Raw genomic sequence first — 26979 nt, forward strand, 5'->3', positions numbered from 1 at the left:
CTCCCGCCGTTCAGCGGCGGTAGAGCTGGCCACTCCGTGAGGGCCGCGATCCCGAGCTCGCAGGGACGTCTAGGACTCCCGAAGCGCAGGACGGTACTGCGCGACTTCCACCCAACGCTGAGGCGCGGCTCTGTGCTTCCCTCGGCCAGCGCCAGGAGTCGCCAGCCCTTGAACATCACGATCGAAGTCGTCTGGACCTGTGAGGTCTGCACCTCACCCCTCGCCGAGGAAGAGACTCCTTGCAGCTTTCCACCGTTGCGAGCAAGGCAGGGCAAGCCTGTGACCAGGCCATACGCTCTCGCCGTGACAGCCTGCGGGCAGGGCAGACGGACCCTGGAACCGTGGCGGAATCTTGGCTGCTATGACATGGCGGTCGGGCTTGCCCCCTTCAGAGGGTCATACCCCCACCCCCGTGGGTTTCGCCCTGCCCCTGCCGTCACGTCTGCCTGCCATCGACCGGCGGACGGCTGTGCGCTGGTGTGAGCGCCAGGCGGGGCGCAAGCCTGGGCCTTGCCGGTCGAACACCGGGGCAGGCCGCGAGACGGGCGCGAAGCGCCTTGCTGTGGACGAAGGGGCAAGTGTCTGTACGCACACGGAAGACCAGGTTGATTCAGCTCCACCCGGGGTGCCAGTTGGCGCCGCACGAAAGGTAGGACCCATCCGTATGACGAACCCACCACCTGAACGCACCCTCATCTACGCCGTCGATCTGACGCCCGAGGACGTCCGCGCCCTGGAGACGTTCCTCAACGCGCAGTTGGGGCGAGTGTCCGAGCAGATCGGTGAGACCGGCGAGACCTCTTTCGCGATGCGGTCCCTGCTCATCCTGGTCAGCGACTCAGCGGGCTTCCTGCACCAACTCCTCACGGTGGAGCGGCCCGAGCCGTGGCAACGGGCTGCGACCGTGCGTGAGTGGCAGCGGCTCCGCAGCACCGCCCTCGACTTCAACCACTGCGACGGCTTCGACTACGACCGCTGGTGGAAGCAGATACGGCACTACGACGCCGCCGACGAAGCCGCCGAGGAGGAGCGAATCCGTCACTTCGCCGCGACGCGCTGACGGGCGCGGGGTGCGCCCGCATCTTCGAGGACAAGGCCAGTGGCAAGAACACCGACCGGCGACAGCTCGCGGCTGTACTGAACTACGCCCGACCGGGCGACGTCCTGTGCGTGTGGAAGCTTGACCGGCTCGGCCGGTCGCTCATCGACCTTGTGTCCATCGTCGACGGCCTGCGCGAGCGCGGCATAGGGTTCCGCGTGCTCGATGGTGCGCTCTCCTCTGTCGACACCACGTCGGCCGACGGCCGCCTGTTCTTCCAGATCATCGCCGCCATGGCGGAGTTCGAACGGGCACTTATCAAGGACCGCACGCGGGCCGGGCTGGAAGCGGCAAAGGCGCAGGGCCGTACCGGCGGCCGGCCGTCTGTGGTGGATGAGGACGTACTCACCGTGGCCCGTGCCAGGAAGGCCAAGGGTGAGAGCGTCAGCACCATCGCCAAGGCCCTCGGAGTCTCCCACCACGGTGTACCGGCACCTGGGAAAGAGCGCCTGAGACAGGCGCACAGCAGTTCAGACAGGCCCTCGGTTCTACACCGGGGGCCGTTGTCGTACAAGGACGTACAACGCTGTCTGACGGCTGCAACGATGCTGGCCCCCCGGCCACGGGGAAAGCCGACAGGGGCCAGCACAGGGGCGCATGTCGCTCACGCTGCACCCCTTCCAGCGCACCTCTGGTCTGTGGTGCTTGCCGTCCCTCAGTGCGCCGGAGGTCTGTCTTGCTCGGCCCGCACGACCATGGCGAACGACGTACAGACCCGCCGGAATCCACGGTGGTTACTCAGGCCGGTGTGACTCATGCACTCGACATCGACCGCCGCACTGTCCGTCGACGGCTCCGCCTTCCACTTGCAGTGCAGGCACTCCGCCTCGAAGGTCACGTCCGTGTCCGGATGCTGCGTGACCCGGTGCGTCACGAACCGCAGGACCGCGCGCGACATCACTCGGCCCCGTGGTCTTCCCGGAGGTGCGTGCGGAGCACGACGTTCGCGTCCGTCGCCTTCGAGTAGTCGCCGACCGATCGGGCGTGGGCTCGGGTCACGGCGACGCCGAGGCACTGCCGACATCCTGCGACAGGGTTCGGGTCTCCCTCCGGGAGGGTCAGGTTCACTGGCCCTGCCATCGTCGTCTTGGGCGTGCTCATCCGTGCGACCTCCCGACTGTTCGCCTGCCGAAGGATGATCCCCCGGGGAGCGCACGGGATGGCGCTTCAGTCGCGTAGTCGACTGAAGTCATGCGCGGCAAGCGGCGGACCACTCGGTGAGCCGTGCCCTCAGGTCTTCGCCGAAGAGGGCGTACTCCTCGTACGCGGCGAACTCCTTCAGGTACGCCTGAACATCTCGGCCGTCGCGGAGTACGAGACTTCCCGCCGTCGTCTCGATGGTGACCAACGCGGCGTCGTAGATGGTGAACGTACTCAGAGGGGTTCGGGGCGTCGGTGCCCCTACGGGGATCACCCCGATCTGAACGTTCGGGAGGTAGGACAGGGACGCCAGCCGGTCCATCTGCTCGGCCAGTGCCAGCGGGACGACGACCGGCCAGCGAACCGCCTGCTCGGTCAGAACGAACGTGAACCGCTTCGAGGCGTCGTAGAGGACGGCTTGCCGTCCCAGCTTCCCCGCCACTGCCTCACTAGTGTCGGCCGTCGAGTGAGCAAGGCTCGCCCGTACGTACTCCGGTGTTGCGAGCAGCCCGGTAACCATCGAGAGCAGGAAATAGCGCATCTGCGTAGAGGACGCTTCGAGCGACTTCAGTTCAGCCTGTCTCGTACCGAGCCCCTTGCGCCGAAGCTCTCGGAGGTTCCGCCACTCGGTGTTCGCCATCCTGGCAAGGGCAGAGACCTCAGCGACCAGTTCCGGTGGAGCGTCCAGCGCTCGCAAGATCTGCTCGACGTCGACCAGGGACGGCCGTGTCCGGCCGTTCTCGATGCGAGACACCTTCGACTGGGACATGTTGCAGCGCGCTGCGAGTCGGTCCCCTGAGAGGCCGGCTCGCTTGCGCAAGCCCCGAAGCAGAGAGGCGAGTTCGGTGCCAGACTCGCCAAGCTTCGAACGTCACTCCGTCACGCGCTCCGCGTACTCCAGGAAGGGAACCGACTCGGCAACGGCGATGCGCTGCCACTCGATGAAAGGCGCAGGGTCACCCTCGTACAGCTCCCGGCTGATCTGCGTGCCGTCGCCCTCGTAGTGCATCAGGACGACCGTCGAGCGGTCGAACATCCAGAAGTCCCCGACTTCCGGCAACGGATTCTCTCGCTCGGTCACGTCAAGGATGCGGATGTCCTCCCCAGCGAGCACGTGCGGGGCGTAATACCGGGAGAACTCGAAGCGCAGGTACTCGGAGAGCGGTCGAGTCAGGACGTGCACTCGCCCCTTGCTCTTGCCCTCGCCGCGCAACCGCTTCAGGTCTTCCGTGTACGCGGACGAGTAGGCGTGCGGGTCGACGCGCTTGCCTGCCCGGAAGGCTTCGAGCTCTTCCGCCTCCTGCGGCACGAGGTACTGGGGCAGGGTCTCCAGCCGCCACGCTTCCGACTGGAAGCCCCGGAGCATCGCCCGCCACTCGTCACCATCCAAGAACGCTCTCGGGGATCTCAACGAGCCCTTCTCCCTGCGGGGGAGTGAAGGCGTCGGACACGTCGCCCTGAACCACGATGGAGCCGGAAGCGGTGCGGTAGACGTTCGGGCAGTCGTCCTCTCCACACGTACCGTTGCCGTTGCCAGTCAGCCGAGTCAGAGTCAGTTCTTCGCGCGCCATGCGAAACCCCCTTGACCTGTCGGCCCGGGCGGGCCGCCTGAGAGGACCGTACGGGGGCCGCTCGCGGCCGTCCATGCACAGACGTGAATCATGCACGTTGTCGCATAAACAGGACCCCAGGAACGCCGAGAGGCGCCCGGACCAGATCGTCCGAACGCCTCTCTTCGTCTACACCCACTCGACCGCCGAGACGATGGCCGGGTCCCGCCGAGGGGCGGGGAGCGGCGTGCGCCGCGTGGGGCGGGGAGCCTGCTCGCGCTCCTTCGCGCCGAGCCCTCGCAGGGCTTCGGCGCGGTCCGCCTCGGAGATGTCGGCAAGCGCCTCAGTCATCCGCTGGATGGCATCGCCGCTGGTCACGGTTACTTCTTGACCGTGAGCGGGAGCAGCTTCTTGCCGGTGGGGCCAATTTGTATAGCCGTATCCATCTGGGGGCACACACCGCAGTCGAAGCACGGCGTCCAGCGGCAGTCCTCGACCTCGGTCTCGTCGAGCGAGTCCTGCCAGTCCTCCCAGAGCCAGTCCTTGTCCAGACCGGAGTCCAGGTGGTCCCAGGGCAAGACCTCCTCGTAGGTGCGCTCACGAGTCGTGTACCAGTCGACGTCGACGCCGAAGTCCGGCAGCGTCTTCTCGGCGCAGGCCATCCAGCGGTCGTACGAGAAGTGCTCGCGCCAGCCGTCGAAGCGGCCGCCGTCCTCGTACACGGCGCGGATGACGGCGCCGATGCGGCGGTCGCCGCGCGAGAGCAGGCCCTCGACGATGCCCGGCTTGCCGTCGTGGTAGCGGAAGCCGATCGAGCGGCCGTACTTCTTGTCACCGCGGATCTTGTCGCGCAGCTTCTCCAGCCGGGCGTCGGTCTCCTCGGCGGACAGCTGCGGCGCCCACTGGAAGGGGGTGTGCGGCTTGGGCACGAAGCCGCCGATCGACACCGTGCAGCGGATGTCGTTGGACCCCGAGACCTCGCGGCCCTTGGCGATGACGTTGGCCGCCATGTCGGCGATCTGGAGCACGTCGTCGTCGGTCTCGGTCGGCAGGCCGCACATGAAGTACAGCTTCACCTGACGCCAGCCGTTGCCGTACGCGGTGGCGACGGTCCGGATCAGGTCCTCTTCCGAGACCATCTTGTTGATGACCTTGCGCATGCGCTCCGAGCCGCCCTCGGGGGCGAAGGTCAGACCGGACCGACGGCCGTTGCGCGTCAGCTCGTTGGCCAGGTCGACGTTGAACGCGTCGACGCGGGTGGAGGGGAGGGACAGGCCGATCTTGTCCTCCTCGTACCGGTCGGCGAGGCCCTTGGCGATGTCGCCGATCTCGCTGTGGTCCGCGGAGGAGAGGGAGAGCAGGCCGACCTCCTCGAAGCCCGTCGCCTTGAGTCCCTTGTCCACCATCTCGCCGATGCCGGTGATGCTTCGCTCCCGCACGGGGCGCGTGATCATGCCCGCCTGGCAGAAGCGGCAGCCGCGGGTGCAGCCTCGGAAGATCTCGACGGACATCCGCTCATGGACGGTCTCCGCGAGCGGGACCAGCGGCTGCTTGGGGTAGGGCCACTCGTCGAGGTCCATGACGGTGTGCTTGGACACCCGCCACGGGACACCCGACTTGTTGGGCACGACGCGGCCGATGCGGCCGTCCGGCAGGTACTCGACGTCGTAGAACGCGGGGATGTACACGGAGCCCGTCCTCGCGAGGCGGAAGAGGACCTCCTCGCGCCCGCCCGGGCGGCCCTCCGCCTTCCAGGCGCGGATGATCTCGGTCATCTCCAGGACGGCCTGCTCGCCGTCACCGATGATCGCGGCGTCGATGAAGTCGGCGATCGGCTCGGGGTTGAAGGCGGCGTGGCCGCCGGCGAGCACGATCGGGTCGTCGATCGTCCGGTTCCTGGACTCCAGCGGAATGCCCGCGAGGTCGAGGGCCGTGAGCATGTTGGTGTAGCCGAGCTCGGTGGAGAAGCTCAGCCCGAAGACGTCGAAGGCCTTGACCGGGCGGTGACTGTCCACAGTGAACTGCGGGACCTGGTGCTCGCGCATCAGCTCCTCGAGGTCCGGCCACACGCTGTAGGTGCGCTCGGCGAGCACGCCCTCGCGTTCGTTCAGTACCTCGTAGAGGATCATGACGCCCTGGTTGGGCAGTCCGACCTCGTACGCGTCGGGGTACATGAGCGCCCAGCGGACATCGCAGGCGTCCCAGTCCTTGACGGTGGAGTTGAGCTCTCCGCCGACGTACTGGATCGGCTTCTGGACGTGCGGGAGAAGCGCTTCCAGGCGTGGGAAGACCGACTCGACAGGCATCGTGGTGTCTCTCGTGAGCGGACAGGGGGTGACCATCAAGCGTACCCCGCTGCTCAGCCGGTCAGAGCCGCCCGCAGTCCGGGGCCCGTCGCCCGCTCCCACACCTGCGGCAGCTCGGCCTCGCGCTCCGCGGCGCGGGCGGATTCCTGGCCGTACAACAGCCCCCAGGTGAACGCGGACTCGCCCGCCGCGTCCGCCCGGATCGCCAGGTCACGCAGCGTGTGTCGGGCGACGACGCTGTCCTGGTGGTCACCGAGGACCTTCTGCACGGCCTTCATGCGCTTGGCGAACTGCCGCGCCGGGCGGCCGAGCGCCTGCGCCGCGGCCTCCGCCGCGTAACGGGTGCGCTTGGCGGCCTTGCGGGCGTCGTGCAGGGCCACGTCCCGCTCCCCGCCGGCGGGGAGGGCGAGGGCGTGCTCGACGCGTCGGGAGAGCCGGTCGTACTCCTTCAGCACCGCGTCCGGCAGCGCGGCGTCGGCCGCCTTGCCGGCGGCCTTGAGCAGCGGCGGTTCTTCGAGCAGGGCGTCGAGTGCGGAGAGCAGGTCCAGGTAGCGGGTGCTGTCGAGGGCGGCCAGCGCGGTGCCGCGGGCATCGCTCCCGGCGGCGACCGCCCAGGCTTTCAGGCGTGCGGCGACCGGCCCGAGCAGCAGGGTGTCGGGGAGCGCGTCGACGCGGGAACGGAGGCGTTCGGCGAGGACTTCCTGGTCGCGCGCGACGCCGAGCTCCCCGGCGAGCCACGTGAGCTCGTCGGTCACGGGCCGGGTGACCTCACGGTCGAGGATCTTCCGGTACGTGCGCAGCGCACTGCGCAGCCGCCGGGTGGCGACACGCATCTGGTGCACCGCGTCGGGCAGATCCCTGCGGACGCCGGGGTCGTAGGAGACGAGCGCGTCGGCCTGTTCGCGGAGGTAGCCGAGGATGTGGTCGCCCGCGGTGCGCGGGGGCGGTGCCGCGGGCCGGGACGCCGGGGCGGTGCCGGTCTCGGCGAGGGCCCGGGCGAGCTTGGACGGTGCGGTGGCCTTGTGCAGTCCTGCCTTGCGGAGTCTTTTGTCGACGGCGTCGAGGAGCGCGGGGTCGCCGCCGTCGGCGAGCTCGACCTCGATCTCGTCCCAGCGGGCGGTGCGCCCGCCGTCCGGCGGCCGCTCGGCGTGCACCTCGTCCCTGCTGACCTCGGCGAGGAGTGCGCCGTCGGCGTCGAGCAGGTGGCGGACGTTGCGGACCGAGCGCAGGCGGACGACGGGGGCGAGCTCGGCGTCGCGCGTGTACACGCGTACGAGGGCCCGCAGCTCGCCGGGGATGTCGTCGGACAGCGGGGCGCTGATCTCGTCGCGGATTTCGGGGGCGACGGGCAGTTTGAGGTGCCAGCCGGCGTCGGCGCCCCCGGTCCTGCGGCGCAGGGTGACGGAGGCCGCCGCGAGCCGCAGGTCACCGGTGTCGTAGTAGACGGCGTCCAGCTCGTCGACACCCCGGTCCCGGACGTCGGCGACTTCGGACACCCGTGTCAGGTCCGGCAGTCGGGTGTCGGCGTCGGCGTCGTACTTCCGCTCGATCTCGCGCTTGGTGTCCGCCATGAGCCGAATCTAGTCGCCCGCGCGCCGCGGCGGCAGTGCGCCGCCGGGCCGTCGCCCGCCGGCCGCTCCAGGGACCCGCCGGGAGCGGGGAGGGAGCTCCGGCCCGCCCCGGGCGCGCGTGTGCCGGGACAGGTGCGCCATCGCAACGGCACCGCCGTACCCGGGGTGATGGTCGACGCCCGCGCCGCCGGGGCTCTGTGCCCGAGGTGCTGCCCTCCCCCATAGCCCTTCGGGCATGGGGGCCGCCATCGGCTATGCGCTTATCGGGCGCTGGACCCGGATCGACTGGAGCAGGCCCACGGCGATCCACACCGCGAACATGGACGTGCCTCCGTACGACACGAACGGCAGCGGCAGACCGGCCACCGGCATGATGCCCATCGCCATGCCGATGTTCTCGAAGGACTGGAAGGCGAACCAGGCGATGATCCCGGCCGCGACGATCGTGCCGTACAGCTCGGTCGTCTCCCGAGCGATGCGGCAGGCGCGCCACAGCACGACGCCGAGCAGCGCCAGGATCACCCCCGCGCCGAGGAAGCCCAGTTCCTCGCCTGCGACGGTGAAGATGAAGTCGGTCTGCTGCTCGGGCACGAACTGGCCCGTGGTCTGGTGGCCGTTGAACAGGCCCGCGCCGTACAGCCCGCCGGAGCCGATCGCGATCCGCGCCTGGTTGGTGTTGTAGCCGACACCGGCGGGGTCGAGCTCGGGGTTGGCGAAGGCGGCGAAGCGGTTGATCTGGTACTCGTCGAGCAGCCCGAGCGCGGTCACCAGGACGGCGCCCGCCGCGCCCGTGCCGATGAGGCCGAGGATCCACCGGTTGGAGGCGCCCGAGGCGAGCAGCACACCGAGCACGATCACGACCATGACCATCACCGAGCCGAGGTCGGGCATCAGCATGGTGATCGCCATGGGCAGCGCGGCGAATCCGAGCGACTTGGCGACCGTGCGGTGGTCGGGATGGAGCTGATCGCCCGCGTCGACGCGAGCGGCGAGCATCATCGCCATCATCAGGATGATCGTGATCTTCACGAACTCGGACGGCTGGAGCGACAGCCCGCCGATGACGAGCCAGGCGTGGGCGCCGTTGATGGTGGCGCCGAGCGGCGTGAGCACCAGCAGGACGAGCACCACCGAGAGCCCGTACAGCATCGGCACCGCACCGCGCAGCATCCGGTGGCCCAGCCAGATCGTGCCCACCATCAGGGCGAAGCCGATGCCGATGTTGAGGCTGTGCCGGACCAGGAAGTGGTACGGGTCGCCGTGGTTGAGTTCGGTCCGTCCTCGGGTGGCCGACCACACGAGCAGGGTGCCGATGACCGACAGCGCGATCGCCGAGGACATCAGCGGCCAGTCGAGCCTGCGCATGATCGAGTCGCGGGCGCTGAGCCGGGTCCACAGACCATCGCGCTCGGGGCCGTAGCCGGAGACGGAGAAGCCGCCTGCGCCTGTCATGTCAGTCCCTCCGTGCGGGCGAGCCCGCGAGCACTGGTTCGGGGTCCTTCGGCTTCGGAGGAACGTAGGGCCTGATCTCAGGGGCGTCGATCGAGCCGTCCGGGAGGATCTTGGGCAGGCCCTTCTGCGGCTGGGGAAGCAGGGCCCTCTTCAGGTCCTGGTTGCCCTCCTTGTCCAGGCCGTACATCGCGTCGTAGATGTTGCGCACCGCGGGACCCGACGCGCCGGAGCCCGTACCGCCCTGGGAGATCGTCATGACGATCGTGTAGTCGTCGGTGTAGGTCGCGAACCACGAGGTGGTCTGCTTGCCGTAGACCTGGGCGGTGCCGGTCTTGGCCCGCATCGGGATCTTGTCCTGCGGCCAGCCGCCGAACCGCCAGGCGGCGGTGCCACCGGGCTCGACGACGGAGCGCAGGCCCTTGTCGAGGTCGTCGATGGTCTCGGCGTCGACCGGCAGCTTGCCGTGGGCGTCGGGCTTGATCTCCTCGATCCTCTTGCCGTCGGGGCTGATCACGGCCTTGCCGATGGTGGGGTTGTACATGGTGCCGCCGTTGCTGATGGCGGCGTAGGCGGTGGCCAGCTGGATGGGGGTGATGAGAACGTCGCCCTGGCCGATGGCGAAGTTGATGCTGTCGAAGGCCTTCAACTGGTTGCCTTCGAGGCAGCTCTCGTAGGCGATCTGCTCGACGTACGTGCCGCCCTTCTTGCCCTGCTTGCACCAGGAGTCCTTGTTGGCCTCCCAGAACTTCTTCTTCCACTGGCGGTCGGGGATGCGGCCGGTGACCTCGTTCGGCAGGTCGATGCCGGTCTCGGCGCCGAATCCGAAGTCATGGGCGGTCCGGTAGAACCAGTCGTGGGCGTTCTTCTTCGGCTTTATGCCGCCGTCGCGCTGCCACTCCTGGTGGCCGAGACGGTAGAAGACGGTGTTGCAGGAGAACTTGAGGGCGTCGCCGAGCGAGATGGGCCCGTGCCCTTTGGACTCGAAGTTCGCGAAGCTCCGGTTGCCCATGCTGTAGGAGCTGCTGCAGTTGTAGCGGCCGTCGAAGGGGTAGCCGGCCCGCACGGCCGCGCTCGCCGACACCACCTTGAAGACGGAGCCGGCGGGTGCCTGGCCCTGGATGGCCCGGTTGAGCAGCGGGTAGTTGGAGCCCTTGCCGGTGAGCTTGGCGTAGTCCTTGGCGGAGATGCCGCCGACCCAGGCGTTGGGGTCGTAGTCGGGCTGGGATGCCATCGCGACGACACGGCCGGTCCTGGACTCCATGACGACGACAGCGCCCGCGTCGGCCTCGTACTTGCGCCCGGTGATCTTGTCGGTCTCCTGCCGGACGGTTTTCATCGCCTGGTGGAGCTCGTGCTCGGCGACGGCCTGGACCCGGGCGTCGATGCTGGTGACGACGTTGGAGCCGGGCACGCCCGGGTCGGACTCGGTCTGGCCCATGACCCGGCCGAGCTTGTCGACCTCGTACGACGTGACGCCTGCCTTGCCGCGCAACTGCTTGTCGTAGGTACGCTCCAGGCCCGAGCGGCCGACCTGGTCGGAGCGCAGATGCGGCGAGTCGGTGTCCTTCGCCTGCTGGATCTCCTCGTCGGTGACCGGCGAGAGGTAGCCGAGCACCTGCGCGGTGCGGGCCTTGCCCGGTGCGGGGTAGCGGCGTACGGCGGTGGGTTCGGCGGTGATGCCGGGGAAGTCCTCGGAACTCTCCCGGATCTGCAGCGCCTGTTGCGTGGTGGCCTCGTCGGTGACCGGGATCGGCTGGTACGGGGAGCCGTTCCAGCAGGGCTGCGGCGTCTTGGAGTCGCACAGCCTGACCTTGTCCATGACCTCCTTCGGCTTCATGCCGAGGACGCCCGCCAGCCGGGTGAGGACGGCCTTCCCGTCGTCCTTCATCTTCATCAGCTCGGTGCGGGACGCGGAGACGACCAGGCGGGTCTCGTTGTCGGCGAGCGGGACGCCGCGGGCGTCGAGGATCGAGCCGCGTACGGCCGGTGAGACGACGCGCTGCACGTGGTTGCCGCTGGCCTCGTCGGCGTACTCGTCGCCGTTGCGGATCTGGAGGTACCAGAGCCGGCCGCCGAGAGTGAGCAGGAGGGAGAAGACGAGTACCTGGATGATGACGAGCCGGACCTGGACCCGGGGGGTCCGCCCGGTCTCCGGAATGTTGCTCACGCTGCTGCCCCCTCGGTCACAGTCGCTTGACTCCCTTGATGCGTCCGGCCCGTGCGGCCCGCGTCCTGGCCGCCTTGATCTTCAGCCCGCTGCGCTGGGCGCCGATCCGCAGACCGGTGCCGGACGACAGCCAGCCGGAGGCGACGTCCTGGCCGCCGCTCTGGCTCTCGGCGAGCGGGTCGCTGTCGCTGCGTCTGGCCAGCCACATGATCAGCGGCACGGTGAAGGGCGCGAGGATCAGGTCGTAGACGGCGGCGGTGAACAGCAGGCTGCCGAGGCCGACATGGCGGGCGGCGGTGTCGCCGACGAGGGCGCCCACTCCCGCGTACAGCAGGGTGGCGCCGACGGCGGCGGCGACGACCACGAGCATGGGGCCGGTGGCGGAGCGCAACTGCTGCCCGTTGTCGGGCCGGATGAGGCCGGCGAGATAGCCGATGACACACAGGACGAGCGCGTAGCGGCCGGCCGCGTGGTCGGCGGGCGGCGCTATGTCGGCGAGGAGGCCGGCGCCGAAGCCGACGAAGGCACCCGCGACGTGGCCGTAGACCATGGCGAGTCCGAGCACGGTCAGCAGCATCAGGTCGGGGACGGCGCCGGGCAGCTGGAGGCGGGCGAGGACGGTGACCTGGATGACGAGGGCGACCACGACCAGGGTCGTGGAGAGCAGCATCCGGTTGAAGCGCATGAACGGATCAGCTCCCACTACTCGTCGTTCTGGACATCGGCCGCGTTGTCACCCGGTGGATCGGGTGCGGCGTCCTGGGCCTGTCCGTCGTCCCGCGTCTGCGGGTCCGGTGCCTGACCGTCCTGCGGGGTGTCGGCGTCGCCCTGGACCTGTCCGTCGCCATCCGGAGACGCACCGGGTGTGACGGTCACCGTCACGGTGGGCGTCGGCTTGGGCCTGGCGGGCTTCGGCGGCAGGACCATGTCGCGCGGGTCGCTGCTCGGTGCCTGGACGACGACGCCGACGATGTCGAGCCGGCTGAAGGCGGCATACGAACGGACGTAGATGTTCCGGGTGAGGTCGCCGCCCGCGGGATCGACGCGGATGACCTCACCGACCGGGACGCCCGGTACGAACGGCTTGTTGCCCTGTGAGCCGAAGGTGACCAGTCGGTCGCCCTTCTTGACCTTGGACTTGCCGTTGAGGAGCTGGACGAGGAGCGGCCGGTCGCCCTGGCCGGTCGCGAAGCCCAGCTCGCTGGTCTTCTCCATACGGGTGCCGACCGTGAAGTCGGGGTCGTTGGCGAGCAGGACCGTGGAGGTGCTGGGTCCGACGGTGGTGACGCGGCCGACGAGTCCGTCGCTGTTGATGACGGTCATGTCGCGCCTGATGCCGTCGTTCGCGCCGATGTCGATGGTGACCGTCCAGGAGAAGCCCTGGGCCGCTCCTATGGCGATGACCTCGGCGCCCTTGATGCCGTACTGTCCGGCCGCCGCGGTCCGGATCAGGCCGTCGAGCTCGCGCAGCCGGCTGCGGTTGCGGTCGTCGCTGCCGAGCCGCTGCTTGAGCTCGGCGTTCTCGCGCTCCAGTTCGCTGATGCGGTCGTGCCGCTCGCCGGAGTCCCGTACGGCACCGATGGCGTTGCCGATCGGGTCGACGGCCGCCGCGACACCGCTCTCGACAGGGCCGAAGACCGTGGCCGCGGTCTGGCGGGCTCCGTCGACCGGCGAGTCCTCACCGCCGCGGATGTCCACCGTGATCAAGGCGAACGCGATGGCGATCAGCAGCACCAGGAGCAGCCGACTCTCTCGTGTGTCCCTCACGTGCGGCGGCCGTGCCTTCCTCGTTGGAATGGTGGTGTCGGTGGAACAACTGTCCTGCCCTTGAGGCGGAGTGGGGAAGGACCCCGGACGGGGCCCCGCAGGCCCCCGAACGGCGGACGGCGGCCCGGCTGCTGCCGGGCCGTCACCAGGCTAACGACGCGGCTGGGCGTCCAGTACCTGCTGGAGCGCCTCGAACTCCTCGACACACTTGCCGGATCCGAGCGCCACCGAGTCCAGCGGGTCCTCGGCGATATGGATGGGCATGCCCGTCTCGCGGCGCAGCCGCTCGTCGAGGCCGCGCAGCAGTGCGCCACCGCCGGTGAGGACGATGCCGCGGTCCATGACGTCGCCGGACAGCTCCGGCGGACACTTGTCGAGCGTCGTCTTGACGGCGTCGACGATCGCGTTGACCGGCTCCTCGATGGCCTTGCGGACCTCCGCGGCGGAGATGACCACGGTCTTGGGCAGACCGGAGACGAGGTCACGCCCGCGGATCTCGGTGTGCTCCTCGTTGTCCATCTCGTAAGCGGAACCGATGGTGATCTTGATGCTCTCGGCGGTCCGCTCACCGAGCAGGAGCGAGTACTCCTTCTTGATGTGCTGGATGATCGCGTTGTCCAGCTCGTCGCCGGCGACGCGGATGGACTGTGCCGTGACGATTCCGCCGAGGGAGATCACGGCGACCTCGGTGGTGCCGCCGCCGATGTCGACGACCATGTTGCCGGTGGCCTCGTGGACGGGGAGGCCGGACCCGATGGCCGCGGCCATCGGCTCCTCGATGATGTGCACCTGACGGGCGCCCGCCTGCGTCGACGCCTCGATGACCGCACGACGCTCGACACCCGTGATTCCGGAGGGGACACAGACGACGACGCGCGGGCGGGCGAGGTAGCGGCGCTTGTGGATCTTCAGGATGAAGTAACGGAGCATCCGCTCGGTGATCTCGAAGTCGGCGATGACGCCGTCCTTCAGCGGTCGGACGGCAACGATGTTGCCCGGCGTCCGGCCGATCATCTTCTTCGCCTCGGCGCCGACCGCGAGAATGCCGCCCGTGTTGGTGTTGATCGCGACGACGGACGGCTCGTTGAGAACGATCCCCCGGCCTCTGACGTACACCAGCGTGTTGGCGGTCCCGAGGTCGACAGCCATGTCACGGCCGATGAACGACATGTTGTTCCCCATGAGGATGCGTCTGGCCTTCCCAAATCGAGCATTGATGGCTTTTCAGGATGGCGAGGTGGGTGGTGTGGCGTGGAGGCTTACATCGTAGTGCCGTACCCACGGACACGGCGCGCTGGTCCACCTCTGATTAGGTGACGATGTGTCGCAACGATGCGTTCCCGCAATGCTCCGGCCTATGCCAAGGGACGACCGAAATTCCTTCGGTCGCCCCAGGTCATGAGCGCTGTTCGGCTGACGTCTTGTCAGGAAAGACCCGGAAAGAAAATCTTCAGCTCTCGAATGGCGGACTCCTCCGAGTCCGAGGCGTGGATGAGATTCTCCCGGACGATGGTCCCGAAGTCACCACGAATGGAGCCCGGAGCCGCCGCGATCGGGTCGGTGGGACCCGCCATCTGGCGTACGCCCTCGATGACGCGCTCGCCCTCGACCACGAGGGCCACTACGGGACCGGAGGACATGAAGGCGACCAGCGGCTCGTAGAACGGCTTGCCCTTGTGCTCTCCGTAGTGCTGTTCCAGGGTCTCCTGGTCCAGCGTGCGCAGCTCCAGCGCGCTGATGGTCCAGCCGGCCTTGGCCTCGATACGGCCGATGATCTCGCCGATCAGGCCGCGTCGTACGGCGTCGGGCTTGAGCAGGACGAGCGTGCGCTGGCTCACGGTACGGGCTCCTTCATGTGCGGGTTCAGTGCCTGCTGCGTCCCATCCGGACGGCAGGCACTGACGAGGCTACAGGGCGAACAACGCCGCCGATTACGCAGCGTCAGGCCCTGCCGATGCCTGGGCCGCCCACTTGGCCTTCGCCTCGTCGATCCTGCGGCCGTAGAACACCGACGCCCACCACAGAGCGGCGAACAGCGCGCCGAGGAAGAACATGGTCGGCACGACGAACCCGCTCGCGATCAGCGCGATCTGGAGCGCCCAGCCGAGCTGGATCCCCCCGGGCCGGGTGATCATGCCGCACAACAGCAGCGAGAGCAGCATCGCCACCCCGCAGACCGTCCACACCACGGCCATCGAGGCGCCGTCCGACTTCATGGCCACGAGACCGGCGAAGCCGATCACGAAGAACTCGCCGATCAGCGTGGATGCACAGAGCGTACGCATCGGATGTCAGCCCCTCCCCAGCAGCAGCCGGGCCTCGCCGACCGTGATCACGGAGCCGGTCACCAGGACACCCGCGCCCGAGAACTCCGACTCCTCCTCCGCCAGGGTGATCGCCGCCTCCAGCGCGTCGTCCAGGCGCGGCTCGACGACCACCCTCTCGTCACCGAACACCTCCACGGCGATCGCCGCGAGCTCGTCCGCGTCCATCGCGCGGTGGCTGGAGTTCCGTGTGACGACGATCTCTGCGAAGACCGGCTCGAACGCCTCCAGCAGACCGCGCACGTCCTTGTCGTCGCTCGTGCCGACCACGCCGATGAGGCGGGAGAAGCCGAACGACTCCGTGATGCCGTCGGCCGTCGCCCGCGCGCCCGACGGATTGTGCGCGGCGTCCAGCACGACCGTGGGGCTGCGGCGAACGACCTCCAGACGGCCGGGGGAGGCGACCGCGGCGAACGCATTCCTGATCGTGTCCAGGTCCAGCGCACGCGCATGCTCGGCGCCCACGCCGAAGAACGCCTCGACCGCCGCGAGCGCGACCGCGGCGTTGTGCGCCTGGTGGGCTCCGTACAGCGGGAGGAAGATCTGCTGGTACTCGCCGCCGAGTCCGCGCAGCGTCAGCAGCTGGCCGCCGACCGCGATCTCACGGGAGACCACACCGAACTCCATGCCCTCCCGGGCCACCGTGGCGTCGAGCTCCACGGCCTTCTTCAGCATCACCTGGGCGGCGTCCACGGGCTGCTGCGCCAGGATGACCGTCGCGCCCTGCTTGATGATCCCGGCCTTCTCCCCGGCGATCTCGCCGGGCGTGGAGCCGAGCCGGTCGGTGTGATCCAGGTCGATCGGGGTGACCACGGCGACCGAGCCGTCGATCACGTTCGTCGCGTCCCAGCTGCCGCCCATGCCGACCTCGACGACGGCGACGTCCACCGGGGCGTCGGCGAACGCGGCGTACGCCATGCCGGTGAGCACCTCGAAGAAGGACAGCCGGTAGTCCTGAGCGGCGTCGACCATCTCCAGGTACGGCTTGATGTCGTTGTACGTCTCGATGAAGCGCTCGGGCTCGATGGGCGCGCCGTCCAGGCTGATCCGCTCGGTGATCGACTGGACGTGGGGCGAGGTGTAACGCCCGGTGCGCAGGTCGAAGGCGCCGAGCAGCGCCTCGATCATGCGGGCCGTGGACGTCTTGCCGTTCGTCCCCGTGATGTGGATCGAGGGGTACGCGCGCTGGGGCTCGCCCAGCACGTCCATCAGGGCGGAGATCCGGGAGACCGAGGGCTCCAGCTTGGTCTCGCCCCAGCGCGTCGCCAGGTCGGCCTCGACCTCGCGCAGCGCCCTGTCCACCTCGGGGTCCGCCGGCCGGGCGGGCACGTCATCGGTCTGCGGCGTCCCGGCCTGCGCGCGCAGGGTGCGGCTGCCGGCCTCGATCACCGCCAGGTCGGGGTCACGGTCGGTCTCGGCATCGACGATCTCGTCGAACGGGTCGGGGTGCTCACTCACGGGATCCAGTCTACGGAGCAGCACGGACAGGAGCGGGCGAGGCCCCGGGGGCGTCCCCCGGGGCCTCGTCCGTCACGGCGTTGTTCAGCCCTGCGGCAGGTTCGCCAGCTGGGCCGTGATGCGGGCGATGTCGTCGTCCGCGGTGGCGAGGCGCCCCCGGATCTTGTCGACCACATTGTCCGGCGCCTTCGCGAGGAACGCCTCGTTGCCGAGCTTGGCCGTCGCCTGGGCCTTCTCCTTCTCGGCCGCGGCCAGGTCCTTCGTCAGACGCTTGCGCTCGGCCTCGACGTCGATCGTGCCCGACAGGTCCAGAGCGACCGTGGCACCGGCGACCGGCAAAGACGCGGTGGCGTGGAAGCCCTCGCCCTCCGGCTGGAGGCGCAACAGCTGCCGGATCGCCGCCTCGTGCGGAGCGAGCGCGGTGCCGTCCAGGGTGAGCCGCGCCGGGACCTTCTGCCCGGGCTGCAGGCCCTGGTCGCTGCGGAAGCGGCGGACCTCGGTGACGACCCGCTGCACGAGCTCGATCTCCCGCTCGGCGGCCTCGTCGCGGAAGCCGCTGTCGCTCGGCCAGTCGGCGACGACGAGCGACTCTCCGCCGGTCAGCGTCGTCCACAGGGTGTCCGTGACGAAGGGGACGACCGGGTGCAGCAGGCGCAGCATCACGTCCAGGACCTCACCGAGGACCCGGCCGGAGACCCTGGCCTGCTCGCCGCCCTCGAAGAAGGTGGTCTTGGACAGCTCGACGTACCAGTCGAAGACCTCGTCCCAGGCGAAGTGGAACAGGGACTCGGAGAGCTTCGCGAACTGGTAGTCCTCGTAGTAGGCGTCGACCTCGGCGACCGTCGTGTTCAGCCGCGACAGGATCCATCGGTCCGTGGAGGACATCTGCTCGGGGGCGGGCAGCGGGCCCTCCACCGTGGCGCCGTTCATCAGCGCGAAGCGGGTCGCGTTCCAGATCTTGTTGGCGAAGTTGCGCGAGCCCTGGACCCAGTCCTCGCCGATCGGGACGTCGACACCGGGGTTGGCGCCGCGCGCGAGCGTGAACCGCAGCGCGTCGGAGCCGTACTTGTCCATCCAGTCCAGCGGGTTGACCGCGTTGCCGAAGGACTTCGACATCTTCTTGCCGAACTGGTCGCGGACCATGCCGTGCAGGGCGATGGTGTGGAACGGCGGGGTGCCGTCCATTGCGTACAGACCGAACATCATCATCCGGGCGACCCAGAAGAAGAGGATGTCGTAGCCGGTGACCAGGACGGAGTTCGGGTAGAACTTCGCGAGGCTCTCGGTCTGTTCCGGCCAGCCCAGGGTCGAGAAGGGCCACAGGCCGGAGGAGAACCAGGTGTCGAGGACGTCGGTGTCCTGGGTCCAGCCGTCGCCGGTCGGGGGCTGCTCGTCGGGCCCGACGCAGACGGTCTCGCCGTTCGGCCCGTACCAGACGGGGATGCGGTGACCCCACCACAACTGGCGCGAGATGCACCAGTCGTGGAGGTTGTCGACCCAGTCGAAGTACCGCTTCTCCATCTCCTGGGGGTGGATCTTGACCCGGCCGTCACGGACCGCGTCGCCCGCGGCCTTCGCGAGCGGGCCGACCTTGACCCACCACTGCATGGACAGGCGGGGCTCGATGGTGGTCTTGCAGCGCGAGCAGTGGCCGACGGAGTGGACGTACGGCCGCTTCTCGGCGACGATCCGGCCCTCCGCGCGCAGCGCGCCGACGATCGCCGACCGGGCCTCGAGCCGGTCCAGGCCCTGGAAGGGCCCGTGCGCCGTGATGACGGCGTGCTCGTCCATGACGGCGACACTCGGCAGGTTGTGCCGCTGACCGATCTCGAAGTCGTTCGGGTCGTGCGCCGGCGTCACCTTGACGGCGCCGGTGCCGAACTCCGGGTCGACGTGCTCGTCCGCGACGACCGGAATCGTGCGGTCGGTCAGCGGCAGCTTGATCCGCTTGCCGACCAGGTGCTTGTAGCGCTCGTCGTCGGGATGGACGGCGACGGCGGTGTCGCCGAGCATCGTCTCGGCGCGCGTGGTCGCGACGACGATGGTGTCGTCGCCGTCGCCGTACTTCATGGAGACGAGCTCGCCGTCGTCGTCCTGGTACTCCACCTCGATGTCGGAGATGGCCGTCAGACAGCGCGGGCACCAGTTGATGATGCGCTCGGCGCGGTAGATCAGCTCGTCGTCGTAGAGCTTCTTGAAGATGGTCTGGACGGCCTGGGACAGGCCTTCGTCCATGGTGAAGCGCTCACGCGACCAGGCGACGCCGTCGCCGAGGCGGCGCATCTGCCCGGAGATCTGGCCACCGGACTCGCCCTTCCACTGCCAGACGCGCTCGACGAACGCCTCACGGCCGAGGTCGTGGCGGGACTTGCCCTCCTTGGCCAGTTCCCGCTCGACCACGTTCTGCGTGGCGATGCCGGCGTGGTCCATGCCGGGTTGCCACAGGGTCTCGTAACCCTGCATGCGCTTGCGGCGGGTGAGGGCGTCGATGAGCGTGTGCTCGAAGGCGTGGCCGAGGTGGAGGCTGCCGGTGACGTTCGGCGGCGGGATGACGACCGTGAACGGCGGCTTCTCGCTCTTGGCGTCCGCCTCGAAGTACCCGCGTTCTACCCAGCGCTCGTACAGCGCCCCTTCTACCTCGGCCGGCGCGTACTGGGTCGGCAGTTCGGGGGTGCTGGCTGGCTGATGCTGAGTGTTCTCGGTCACGGGGTCAGTTTAGGGGTGTCACGGGGCGGTCCTGAAACGCGATTGTTCCGTAACGGTGTGCCCCCCGCCGCCCCGGGGGTTCGGCGCTTGCGTCAGGATGTTCGGAACACATAAACATCACGAGGGGAACACCCGTAATGAGCTACAACCAGCCGGGTCCGTACGGCGGCCAGCCCCAGCAGCCGGGCCCGTACGGCCAGCAGCCGCCGGCCCCGCAGCCCGGTTACGGGTATCCGCAGCAGGCTCCGCAGGGCGTTCCGCCGCAGGGCTACGGCTACCCGCAGCAGCAGCCCGGCCAGCCGGGCCAGTGGGGCCAGCCCCAGCAGCCGGGCCCGTACGGCCAGCAGCCTCAGTACGGCGCGGGCCCGGGCGCCTACCCGCCGCCCCCGCCGGCTGCGGGCGGCGGCGGCAAGAAGACGGGTCTGATCATCGGCGCGGTGGCGGTTGTGGCGGCGCTGGGTGTGGGTGCGTACTTCATCTTCGGCGGGAGCGGGAGCGACGTCGCCGACGACGGCCCGCACAAGCTGACGACCCCTGCAACGGTGCTCACCGAGTACAAGAAGAGCGGCGGCGGCGACGGAACGAGCTCCTCCGACGACGACTTCCTCAAGGACGCCTCGAAGATGGGGATCAAGAACCCCAAGGAAGTCGAGGCCAACTACAAGGCCGGAAGCGAAGACAACCCGCTGGCCGGGAAGATGCTCACGTTCGGCGGGGTCTACGGCGAGGTCGAGGACCCGGAGGCAGCCGTCGATGCGGCGTTCGCCGACATGAAGGCCGAATCGGAGAAGGAGAAGGACGGCGACGCCGAGCTGGTGGGCAGCCCGCAGGCGTACGAGCCCGCGGAACTGGAGGGCGCCGTCCTGAAGTGCCAGCAGATCAAGTCCAAGACCGGCGACAGCTCCAGTACCTCTGCCGCGCCGAAGGAAGTCACGTTCACGGTGTGCATCTGGGGCGACTACAGCACGGTCGGCTTCGTCATGCCGATCGACTTCGCTTCAGCGATGACCGGCAAGGGCACGTCGCCTGAGGACGCCGCCTCCATCGCCGCGAAGCTCCGCAAGGAAGTCCGCGTCAAGCTCTGACGAACGGCGAAGGGGCGCCCGGCCGGTTTCTCAACTGGCCGGGCGCCCCCTCCACGTTCACGCGCGCTCCGCGCGCCTACGCCGACTTCTCGTGGCGCCCGTTGCCCTCGTCCTTCACGATGCGCGGGACCAGCGTCGGGTTCACGTTGTTGTGGACCACGTCCTCCGTGATCACCACGCGGGCCACGTCCTTGCGGGACGGGACCTCGTACATCACCGACATCAGGACCTCTTCCATGATGGCGCGCAGGCCGCGCGCGCCCGTGCCGCGCAGGATCGCCTGGTCGGCGATGGCCTCCAAGGCCGGGAGGTCGAAGTCCAGCTCCACGCCGTCGAGTTCGAACAGGCGCTGGTACTGCTTGACCAGTGCGTTGCGCGGCTCGACCAGGATCTTCAGCAGCGCCTCGCGGTCGAGGTTGTGGACCGAGGTGATGACGGGGAGGCGGCCGATGAACTCCGGGATCATGCCGAACTTGACCAGGTCCTCCGGCATGACCTCCTGGAACTGGTCGCTCGCCTCGATCTCCCTCTTGGAGCGGATCGTGGCGCCGAAGCCGATGCCCTTCGCTCCCGCGCGGGACTCGATGATCTTCTCCAGGCCGGCGAACGCGCCGCCCACGATGAACAGCACGTTCGTCGTGTCGATCTGGATGAATTCCTGGTGGGGGTGCTTCCGGCCGCCCTGCGGCGGGACCGAGGCCGTCGTGCCCTCGAGGATCTTGAGGAGGGCCTGCTGGACGCCCTCGCCCGAGACGTCCCGGGTGATCGACGGGTTTTCGCTCTTACGGGCGACCTTGTCGATCTCGTCGATGTAGATGATCCCGGTCTCGGCCTTTTTGACGTCGTAGTCGGCCGCCTGGATCAGCTTGAGGAGGATGTTCTCGACGTCCTCGCCGACGTAACCGGCCTCCGTCAGCGCGGTCGCATCCGCGATCGCGAACGGCACGTTGAGCATGCGGGCCAGCGTCTGGGCGAGCAGTGTCTTGCCGGAGCCGGTGGGCCCGAGCAGCAGGATGTTGGACTTGGCGAGCTCGATCGCGTCGTCCCGGCCCTGCGCGCCGCCGTTCTCGCCGGCCTGAACGCGCTTGTAGTGGTTGTACACCGCGACGGAGAGCGCCTTCTTGGCCGGCTCCTGGCCGACGACGTAGCTCTCCAGGAACTCGTAGATCTCGCGCGGCTTGGGAAGCTCCTCCCAGCGCACCTCGCTCGTCTCGGCGAGCTCCTCTTCGATGATCTCGTTGCAGAGGTCGATGCACTCGTCGCAGATGTACACCCCGGGGCCTGCGATGAGCTTCTTCACCTGCTTCTGGCTCTTTCCGCAGAACGAGCACTTGAGCAGGTCGCCGCCATCACCGATGCGTGCCACGAGGTGCTTCCCCTTCGCCTGGGAGCGGCTTGGTTCAGCCGACTCCTGGTGCCTCATATCCGACGGTACCTTGCCTGGCCCCCCGTTCGGGCCCCCCTTGGCGCGGTTCACTTTGTCGTGTACCGCACCAAGGGTGCGCCGGATCCGTCAGGCGGCCGCTGCGGCCGTGCTCTTACGGGTCGAGACGATCTGGTCGACAAGGCCGTACGCGAGCGCGTCCTCGGCGGTCAGGATCTTGTCGCGCTCGATGTCGTCGCGGACCTTCTCGATCGGCGTGGTGGAGTGCTTGGCCAGCATCTCCTCCAGCTGCACGCGCATGCGCAGGATCTCGTTGGCCGCGATCTCCAGGTCGGAGAGCTGCTCCCGGCCGGTCTGCGAGGACGGCTGGTGGATCAGCACCCGCGCGTGCGGCAGGGCCATCCGCTTGCCGGGGGTGCCGGCGGCCAGCAGCACGGCAGCGGCGGACGCCGCCTGGCCCATGCAGACCGTCTGGATGTCCGGCTTCACGAACTGCATCGTGTCGTAGATGGCGGTCAGCGCGGTGAAGGAGCCACCGGGGCTGTTGATGTAGATCGAGATGTCGCGGTCCGGGTCCATCGACTCCAGACACAGCAGCTGCGCCATCACGTCGTTCGCCGAGGCGTCGTCGATCTGCACGCCGAGGAAGATCACGCGCTCCTCGAAGAGCTTCGCGTACGGGTCGTACTCGCGCACGCCCTGCGAGGTGCGCTCGACGAAGCGCGGAACGACGTAGCGGTTGTCCACCGCGGGGCCCGTGTAGAGGCCGCTGGCGGAGACGCCGGGGAAGTTGCTCATATGGGTGTTCACCATCCTGGTGGCGTTCTGCGGGCTGGGGGTGAGGGCGGTACGGCTCAGGCGCCGGTGCCGCCGCCGCCCGGGACACCCGATGCGGCGGAGATGATCTCGTCGATGAGGCCGTAGTCCTTGGCCTCCTCCGCGGTGAACCAGCGGTCGCGGTCACCGTCGCGGATGATCGTCTCTACGGTCTGACCGGAGTGCTGGGCGGTGATCTCCGCCATGCGCCTCTTGGTGCGGAGCAGGTACTCGGCCTGGATCTTGATGTCCGAGGCGGTACCGCCCAGTCCGGCGGAACCCTGGTGCATGAGGATGTCGGTGTTCGGCAGGGCGAAGCGCTTGCCGGCGGCACCGCCCGTCAGCAGGAACTGGCCCATGGAGGCCGCCATGCCCATGCCGATGGTCACCACGTCGTTCGGGATGTACTGCATGGTGTCGTAGACCGCCATGCCGGCCGTGACCGAGCCACCGGGGCTGTTGATGTAGAGGTAGATGTCCTTGTCGGGGTCGGCGGCCAGGAGCAGCATCTGCGCCGTGATCTTGTTGGCGATGTCGTCGTCGACCTGCTGGCCGAGGAAGATGATGCGCTCGCCGAGCAGCCGGCTGTAGACCTGGTCGCCGAGGCCACCACCGATGGACGGCTCACCGGCGGCGTAAGGCATCAGATTCGTCACGTGTCCACCTGCTCGTCTCTGACGGCTTCGGCCGTCTCAGCGTCTTTGTACCGGGGGCGGGGACTCCCCTGCCCTCGTATTCATGGACCCTAACGCGCAGGTCGGACATAGCCATCCCGGTTCCCGAACTGTTCGCTCGGAGCGCAAGGTAGTTGGGCCCCGGCGGTGCGTCCGGTCCGGCCGTCTACGCCGACGGGCCCCGGCCGCCCTGCGGCGTCCGGAGCCCGTCCATGAAGGGGCGCGAGGCTCAGGCCTCGGACTTCTCCGCGGCCTCGTCACCCTCGACGACGGTCTCGACCGTCTCGGCGGCGGCCTCGGTCTCGTCCTCGTCCTCGAGGTCGACGACCTCACCGTTGGTGTCGGTGACCGTGGCGGCCTCGACGACGACGGCCAGCGCCTTGCCGCGGGCGACCTCGCCGACGAGCATCGGCACCTGGCCACCCTCGACGACGGCCTGGGCGAACTGGTCGGGGCTCATGCCGGAGGACGCCGCACGCCGCATGAGGTGCTCGGTGAGCTCCTCCTGGTTGACGTTGAGCTTCTCCCGGTTGACCAGCTCGTCCAGGACGAACTGGGTCTTGATGCCCTTGACCGCCTGCTCCTTGGTCTCGGCGTCGAACTCCTCGGCCGTCTTGCCCTGGATCTCCAGGTACTTGTCGATGGTCAGGCCCATCTGACCGAGCTGGTGGTGCTCGAGGTTGTGCTTACGGGTGTTGACCTCGTCCTCGAGCAGCTTCTCGGGGACCGGGACCTCGACCAGCTCGAGCAGCTTCTCCAGGACGCGCTCCTGGGCCTGCGTGGCCTGGTCGTACTGCTTCATGTTCTCCAGGCGCTTGCGGCTGTCGGCCTTCAGCTCCTCGAGGGTGTCGAACTCGCTCGCCATCTGGGCGAAGTCGTCGTCGAGCTCGGGGAGCTCACGGGCGGCGACGGCGGTGACCTTGACGGTGACCTCGGCGTCCTTGCCCTCGGCGGAGCCGCCCTTCAGCTGCGAGGTGAAGGTGGCCTCGCCGCCGGCCTCCAGGCCGGTGACGGCCTCGTCGATGCCGTCGAGGAGCTCGCCGGAACCGATGGTGTACGAAACGCCGTTCGCCACACCGTCGGGCAGGACCTCGCCGTCGACCTTGGCCTCGAGGTCGATCGTGACGACGTCACCCTCGGCGGCGGCGCGCTCGACCGGGTTCGTGGAGGCGAAGCGCTCGCGCAGCTGCTCCACGGACTTCTCGATGTCCTCGTCGGTGACCTCGACGGCGTCGACGGTGACCTCGATGCCGGAGTAGTCCGGGATCTCGATGGTCGGGCGGACGTCCACCTCGGCGGTGAAGTTCAGCGTCTCGCCGTCCTTCAGCTCCGTGATGTCGACCTCGGGCTGGCCGAGCGGGTTGATCTCGGCCTCGTTGACCGCCTCGGTGTAGAACTTCGGGAGGGCGTCGTTGACGGCCTCCTCCAGCACCGCACCGCGGCCGAACCGCTGGTCGATGACCCTGGCCGGGATCTTGCCCTTGCGGAAGCCCTTGACCGTGACCTGCTGGTTGATCTTCTTGTACGCCGCGTCGAGGCTGGCCTTGAGCTCCTCGAAGGGCACCTCGACAGTGAGCCGAACCCGGGTCGGGTTCAGGGTCTCCACGGCGCTCTTCACGGTTCGGTCTCCTTGGTGGCTGACTTCTTGGGTTCGCTGACGCTGCGATTCAGCGGTTCAGCGCATCGGGCCCGGTACATCAGACACACGGGCACGCAGCTTGCATAGTAACGGCAAGCAGGAGGAGCCTCACAACGTGATCTTGCTGGTCGGGGTGGCCGGATTCGAACCGACGACCTTCCGCTCCCAAAGCGGACGCGCTACCAAGCTGCGCCACACCCCGTCGGTGCGAACCGTAGGGTACATGCCCCGGGGCTGCGGGCCGGTCCCTTTACGGACGTCTTCGCGGTGTGCGGAAGCAGGGTGTGCACGCGGCGGCACGGACCCGCTACGATGCTCTTCGTGCCGCGCGGTCGTGACCTGCGGCTCGTGCGTGCGGGCGTAGCTCAATGGTAGAGCACTAGTCTTCCAAACTAGCTACGCGGGTTCGATTCCCGTCGCCCGCTCCACATGGCTCAGGGCCAGGTCGGAGGTTCGTCCTCCAGCCTGGCCCTGATGCGTTTCGGATCTTCGTTTCCGCCTACGTGCCCGCTGCGTGCCCGTTCGGATCGGGATCTTGCTTCCGGGCCTGCTCGACGACCGCGCTCACGGCCTGGCCGATCAGCCGTTCACGCTCGGCCGTGGCGTGCTGGTAGATCAGCGCCGCACGGGCCGTGCTGTGGCCCATCCTGGTCATCAGCTCACGCGTGCTGGCACCGGTCGCGGCGGCCAGGGTGTTCCCGGTGTGGCGGAGATCATGGAAGTGAAGCCCCTTGATCCCGACCTGATCGCACGCCTTGCGCCACAGCTTGCCGAAGTGGTTCCGGCGCGGCGTCGCCTTCTTGGCCCCAATGAAGACCCGGCCGTCCGGGCCCGGCTCGGCGAACACGGCGAGATGCGTAGCAAGATCGGTCACGATCACGGCCGGGATCGCGACCGTGCGCTTGCCCGCCGTGCTCTTGGGTTCCTTCACCAGTCGTTTGCCGCTGTGGAGTTCGGCCACATTCCGGCGCACCCTCAGGGTTCCCGAGTCGAGGTCGATGTCACGGCGGGACAGCCCGATCAGCTCGCCCCAGCGAAGCCCTGTGAAGGCCGCCAGGAGGACGAGAGCGCGGTACCGGGGCTGGATCGCCCCAGCAAGCTCGTAGACCTCCTGAACGGTCGCTGTAGGCCGCTCGGGAGTGGGAGCGACGCTCGCGCCCTTGACCCGGCAGGGGTTACGCCGGATGAGCCGGTCCTCCACGGCGGTCATGAGCACGGCCCGCAGGAGCGCGTACGACTTGGCCACCGAAGAAGCGCCGGCACCCGCGTCCAGACGAGCAACCCGCCAGGCTCGGACCATCGCCGGGGTGATGTCACCCAAGGCGACGAGGTCGAAGGTCGGCGCGAGGTGATTCCGCAGGAGCGACCGGTACAGGTCAGCGGTCGACGCGCTGATGCCGCGCTCAGTGATCCAGGTCGATGCGTACGCGCCGAAGGCGACTCGAGCGGCGTCAGGGTCGGTCCAGTCCCCCGCACGCAGCTCGGCTTGGCGCTGGGCCAGCCAGTCATCCGCTTCCCGCTTCGTGCGGAAGGTGTGCGGCGCCGGGCGGTCGATGCCATCGGGTCCCGGATAGCGAGCCTGGTAGCGGCCAGAGGGCAGCTTGCGGACACGGCCGAAAAACCGCTTCTTAGCCGCCATCAGGCCACGCTCCTCAGCCGCCGTGCGGAGGGTGCAACGGTGTTGGCCTCGATGAAGTCCGCGATGGCCCGTTCGGGGATGCGTACGTGTCGCCCGACCTTGACGTACTCGATCCGGCGTTCCTCGATGAGCCGCCGAGGGAACCGGACGGTGGTGCCGAGGAGTTCGGCGACCTGGTCAACAGTGAGCAGTCGGTCCATGG

At 68.6% G+C, this 26979-nt stretch carries 23 protein-coding genes, 2 tRNA genes and 1 pseudogene; 4 read left to right on the forward strand and 22 right to left on the reverse strand.

Features of this window, described 5'->3' with window-relative positions; translation table 11 throughout:
• Nucleotides 1-664 precede the first annotated feature (664 nt).
• The gene (locus tag J7E88_RS24190; RefSeq protein ID WP_215184504.1) at nucleotides 665-1060 is read left to right on the forward strand and encodes a hypothetical protein; all 396 of its coding nucleotides are present in this window, start codon (nucleotides 665-667) and stop codon (nucleotides 1058-1060) included.
• A pseudogene (locus tag J7E88_RS24195) lies at nucleotides 979-1552 on the forward strand (recombinase family protein). Before J7E88_RS24190 ends, J7E88_RS24195 begins: the two are co-directional and overlap by 82 nt.
• Before the next feature lie 736 nt (nucleotides 1553-2288).
• Here the strand turns inward: J7E88_RS24195 and J7E88_RS24200 are convergent.
• The 15 genes from J7E88_RS24200 to J7E88_RS24270 form a co-directional block, all read right to left on the reverse strand.
• Complete coding sequence (locus tag J7E88_RS24200) at nucleotides 2289-3071, reverse strand: helix-turn-helix transcriptional regulator (protein WP_215184727.1); 783 nt, start codon at nucleotides 3069-3071, stop codon at nucleotides 2289-2291.
• Nucleotides 3072-3110: 39 nt separating this feature from the next.
• The gene (locus tag J7E88_RS24205) at nucleotides 3111-3629 is read right to left on the reverse strand and encodes a DUF6879 family protein (RefSeq protein ID WP_374196316.1); all 519 of its coding nucleotides are present in this window, start codon (nucleotides 3627-3629) and stop codon (nucleotides 3111-3113) included.
• On the reverse strand, nucleotides 3619-3810 hold the full coding sequence (locus tag J7E88_RS24210; protein ID WP_215184508.1) for a hypothetical protein: 192 nt from the start codon (nucleotides 3808-3810) through the stop codon (nucleotides 3619-3621). Before J7E88_RS24210 ends, J7E88_RS24205 begins: the two co-directional genes overlap by 11 nt.
• 168 nt (nucleotides 3811-3978) lie before the next feature.
• Nucleotides 3979-4167 carry a hypothetical protein gene (locus J7E88_RS24215; RefSeq protein WP_215184510.1) on the reverse strand — a complete coding sequence of 63 codons (189 nt, stop codon included), beginning with the start codon at nucleotides 4165-4167 and terminating at the stop codon, nucleotides 3979-3981.
• A gap of 2 nt (nucleotides 4168-4169) precedes the next feature.
• A complete protein-coding gene (locus tag J7E88_RS24220) occupies nucleotides 4170-6095 on the reverse strand; it encodes a TIGR03960 family B12-binding radical SAM protein (RefSeq protein ID WP_215184512.1) in 1926 nt (641 codons plus the stop codon).
• 53 nt (nucleotides 6096-6148) lie between these two features.
• Nucleotides 6149-7666, reverse strand: a complete 1518-nt coding sequence (locus J7E88_RS24225) for a CYTH and CHAD domain-containing protein (protein WP_215184514.1) — start codon at nucleotides 7664-7666, stop codon at nucleotides 6149-6151.
• 252 nt (nucleotides 7667-7918) lie between these two features.
• Entirely contained in the window at nucleotides 7919-9118 is a 1200-nt protein-coding gene (gene rodA / locus J7E88_RS24230; protein WP_215184516.1) for a rod shape-determining protein RodA, read from the reverse strand.
• Between the two features lies 1 nt (nucleotide 9119).
• Complete coding sequence (mrdA, locus tag J7E88_RS24235) at nucleotides 9120-11285, reverse strand: penicillin-binding protein 2 (RefSeq protein ID WP_215184518.1); 2166 nt, start codon at nucleotides 11283-11285, stop codon at nucleotides 9120-9122.
• A gap of 16 nt (nucleotides 11286-11301) precedes the next feature.
• Nucleotides 11302-11970 carry a rod shape-determining protein MreD gene (gene mreD / locus J7E88_RS24240; RefSeq protein WP_215184520.1) on the reverse strand — a complete coding sequence of 223 codons (669 nt, stop codon included), beginning with the start codon at nucleotides 11968-11970 and terminating at the stop codon, nucleotides 11302-11304.
• A gap of 17 nt (nucleotides 11971-11987) precedes the next feature.
• Nucleotides 11988-13052 carry a rod shape-determining protein MreC gene (mreC, locus tag J7E88_RS24245; protein ID WP_215184522.1) on the reverse strand — a complete coding sequence of 355 codons (1065 nt, stop codon included), beginning with the start codon at nucleotides 13050-13052 and terminating at the stop codon, nucleotides 11988-11990.
• A 150-nt stretch (nucleotides 13053-13202) separates the two neighbouring features.
• Complete coding sequence (locus tag J7E88_RS24250; RefSeq protein ID WP_215184729.1) at nucleotides 13203-14222, reverse strand: rod shape-determining protein; 1020 nt, start codon at nucleotides 14220-14222, stop codon at nucleotides 13203-13205.
• A 254-nt stretch (nucleotides 14223-14476) separates the two neighbouring features.
• A complete protein-coding gene (gene ndk, locus J7E88_RS24255; protein WP_215184524.1) occupies nucleotides 14477-14890 on the reverse strand; it encodes a nucleoside-diphosphate kinase in 414 nt (137 codons plus the stop codon).
• Nucleotides 14891-14983: 93 nt separating this feature from the next.
• Nucleotides 14984-15337 carry a DUF4233 domain-containing protein gene (locus tag J7E88_RS24260; protein ID WP_215184526.1) on the reverse strand — a complete coding sequence of 118 codons (354 nt, stop codon included), beginning with the start codon at nucleotides 15335-15337 and terminating at the stop codon, nucleotides 14984-14986.
• A gap of 6 nt (nucleotides 15338-15343) precedes the next feature.
• Complete coding sequence (locus tag J7E88_RS24265) at nucleotides 15344-16834, reverse strand: folylpolyglutamate synthase/dihydrofolate synthase family protein (RefSeq protein ID WP_215184528.1); 1491 nt, start codon at nucleotides 16832-16834, stop codon at nucleotides 15344-15346.
• An 84-nt stretch (nucleotides 16835-16918) separates the two neighbouring features.
• Entirely contained in the window at nucleotides 16919-19540 is a 2622-nt protein-coding gene (locus J7E88_RS24270) for a valine--tRNA ligase (protein WP_215184530.1), read from the reverse strand.
• A 137-nt stretch (nucleotides 19541-19677) separates the two neighbouring features.
• Between J7E88_RS24270 and J7E88_RS24275 the strand changes: the two genes are divergently transcribed.
• Nucleotides 19678-20625: a hypothetical protein gene (locus tag J7E88_RS24275; RefSeq protein ID WP_215184532.1), complete on the forward strand. Its 948-nt coding sequence runs from the start codon at nucleotides 19678-19680 to the stop codon at nucleotides 20623-20625.
• 76 nt (nucleotides 20626-20701) lie between these two features.
• On the opposite strand, the gene clpX is transcribed toward J7E88_RS24275, so the two are convergent.
• The 5 genes from clpX to J7E88_RS24300 form a co-directional block, all read right to left on the reverse strand.
• A complete protein-coding gene (gene clpX, locus J7E88_RS24280) occupies nucleotides 20702-21991 on the reverse strand; it encodes an ATP-dependent Clp protease ATP-binding subunit ClpX (RefSeq protein WP_177150824.1) in 1290 nt (429 codons plus the stop codon).
• A gap of 147 nt (nucleotides 21992-22138) precedes the next feature.
• Complete coding sequence (locus J7E88_RS24285; RefSeq protein WP_285427582.1) at nucleotides 22139-22822, reverse strand: ATP-dependent Clp protease proteolytic subunit; 684 nt, start codon at nucleotides 22820-22822, stop codon at nucleotides 22139-22141.
• A 41-nt stretch (nucleotides 22823-22863) separates the two neighbouring features.
• On the reverse strand, nucleotides 22864-23469 hold the full coding sequence (locus J7E88_RS24290) for an ATP-dependent Clp protease proteolytic subunit (RefSeq protein WP_215184732.1): 606 nt from the start codon (nucleotides 23467-23469) through the stop codon (nucleotides 22864-22866).
• A gap of 259 nt (nucleotides 23470-23728) precedes the next feature.
• Nucleotides 23729-25117: a trigger factor gene (tig, locus tag J7E88_RS24295; RefSeq protein ID WP_215184535.1), complete on the reverse strand. Its 1389-nt coding sequence runs from the start codon at nucleotides 25115-25117 to the stop codon at nucleotides 23729-23731.
• A 146-nt stretch (nucleotides 25118-25263) separates the two neighbouring features.
• Nucleotides 25264-25340, reverse strand: a tRNA-Pro gene (locus tag J7E88_RS24300).
• A gap of 152 nt (nucleotides 25341-25492) precedes the next feature.
• Here J7E88_RS24300 and J7E88_RS24305 point away from each other — a divergent pair.
• Nucleotides 25493-25566 (forward strand) — tRNA-Gly (locus J7E88_RS24305).
• Nucleotides 25567-25637: 71 nt separating this feature from the next.
• Here J7E88_RS24305 and J7E88_RS24310 read toward each other — a convergent pair.
• Together J7E88_RS24310 and J7E88_RS24315 are read right to left on the reverse strand one after the other, a co-directional pair.
• A complete protein-coding gene (locus J7E88_RS24310) occupies nucleotides 25638-26777 on the reverse strand; it encodes a site-specific integrase (RefSeq protein ID WP_215184537.1) in 1140 nt (379 codons plus the stop codon).
• Complete coding sequence (locus J7E88_RS24315; protein ID WP_215184539.1) at nucleotides 26777-26977, reverse strand: excisionase family DNA-binding protein; 201 nt, start codon at nucleotides 26975-26977, stop codon at nucleotides 26777-26779. Before J7E88_RS24315 ends, J7E88_RS24310 begins: the two co-directional genes overlap by 1 nt.
• Nucleotides 26978-26979: the final 2 nt, after the last annotated feature.

The organism is Streptomyces sp. ISL-10, from assembly GCF_018614575.1.
GTDB lineage: Bacteria > Actinomycetota > Actinomycetes > Streptomycetales > Streptomycetaceae > Streptomyces.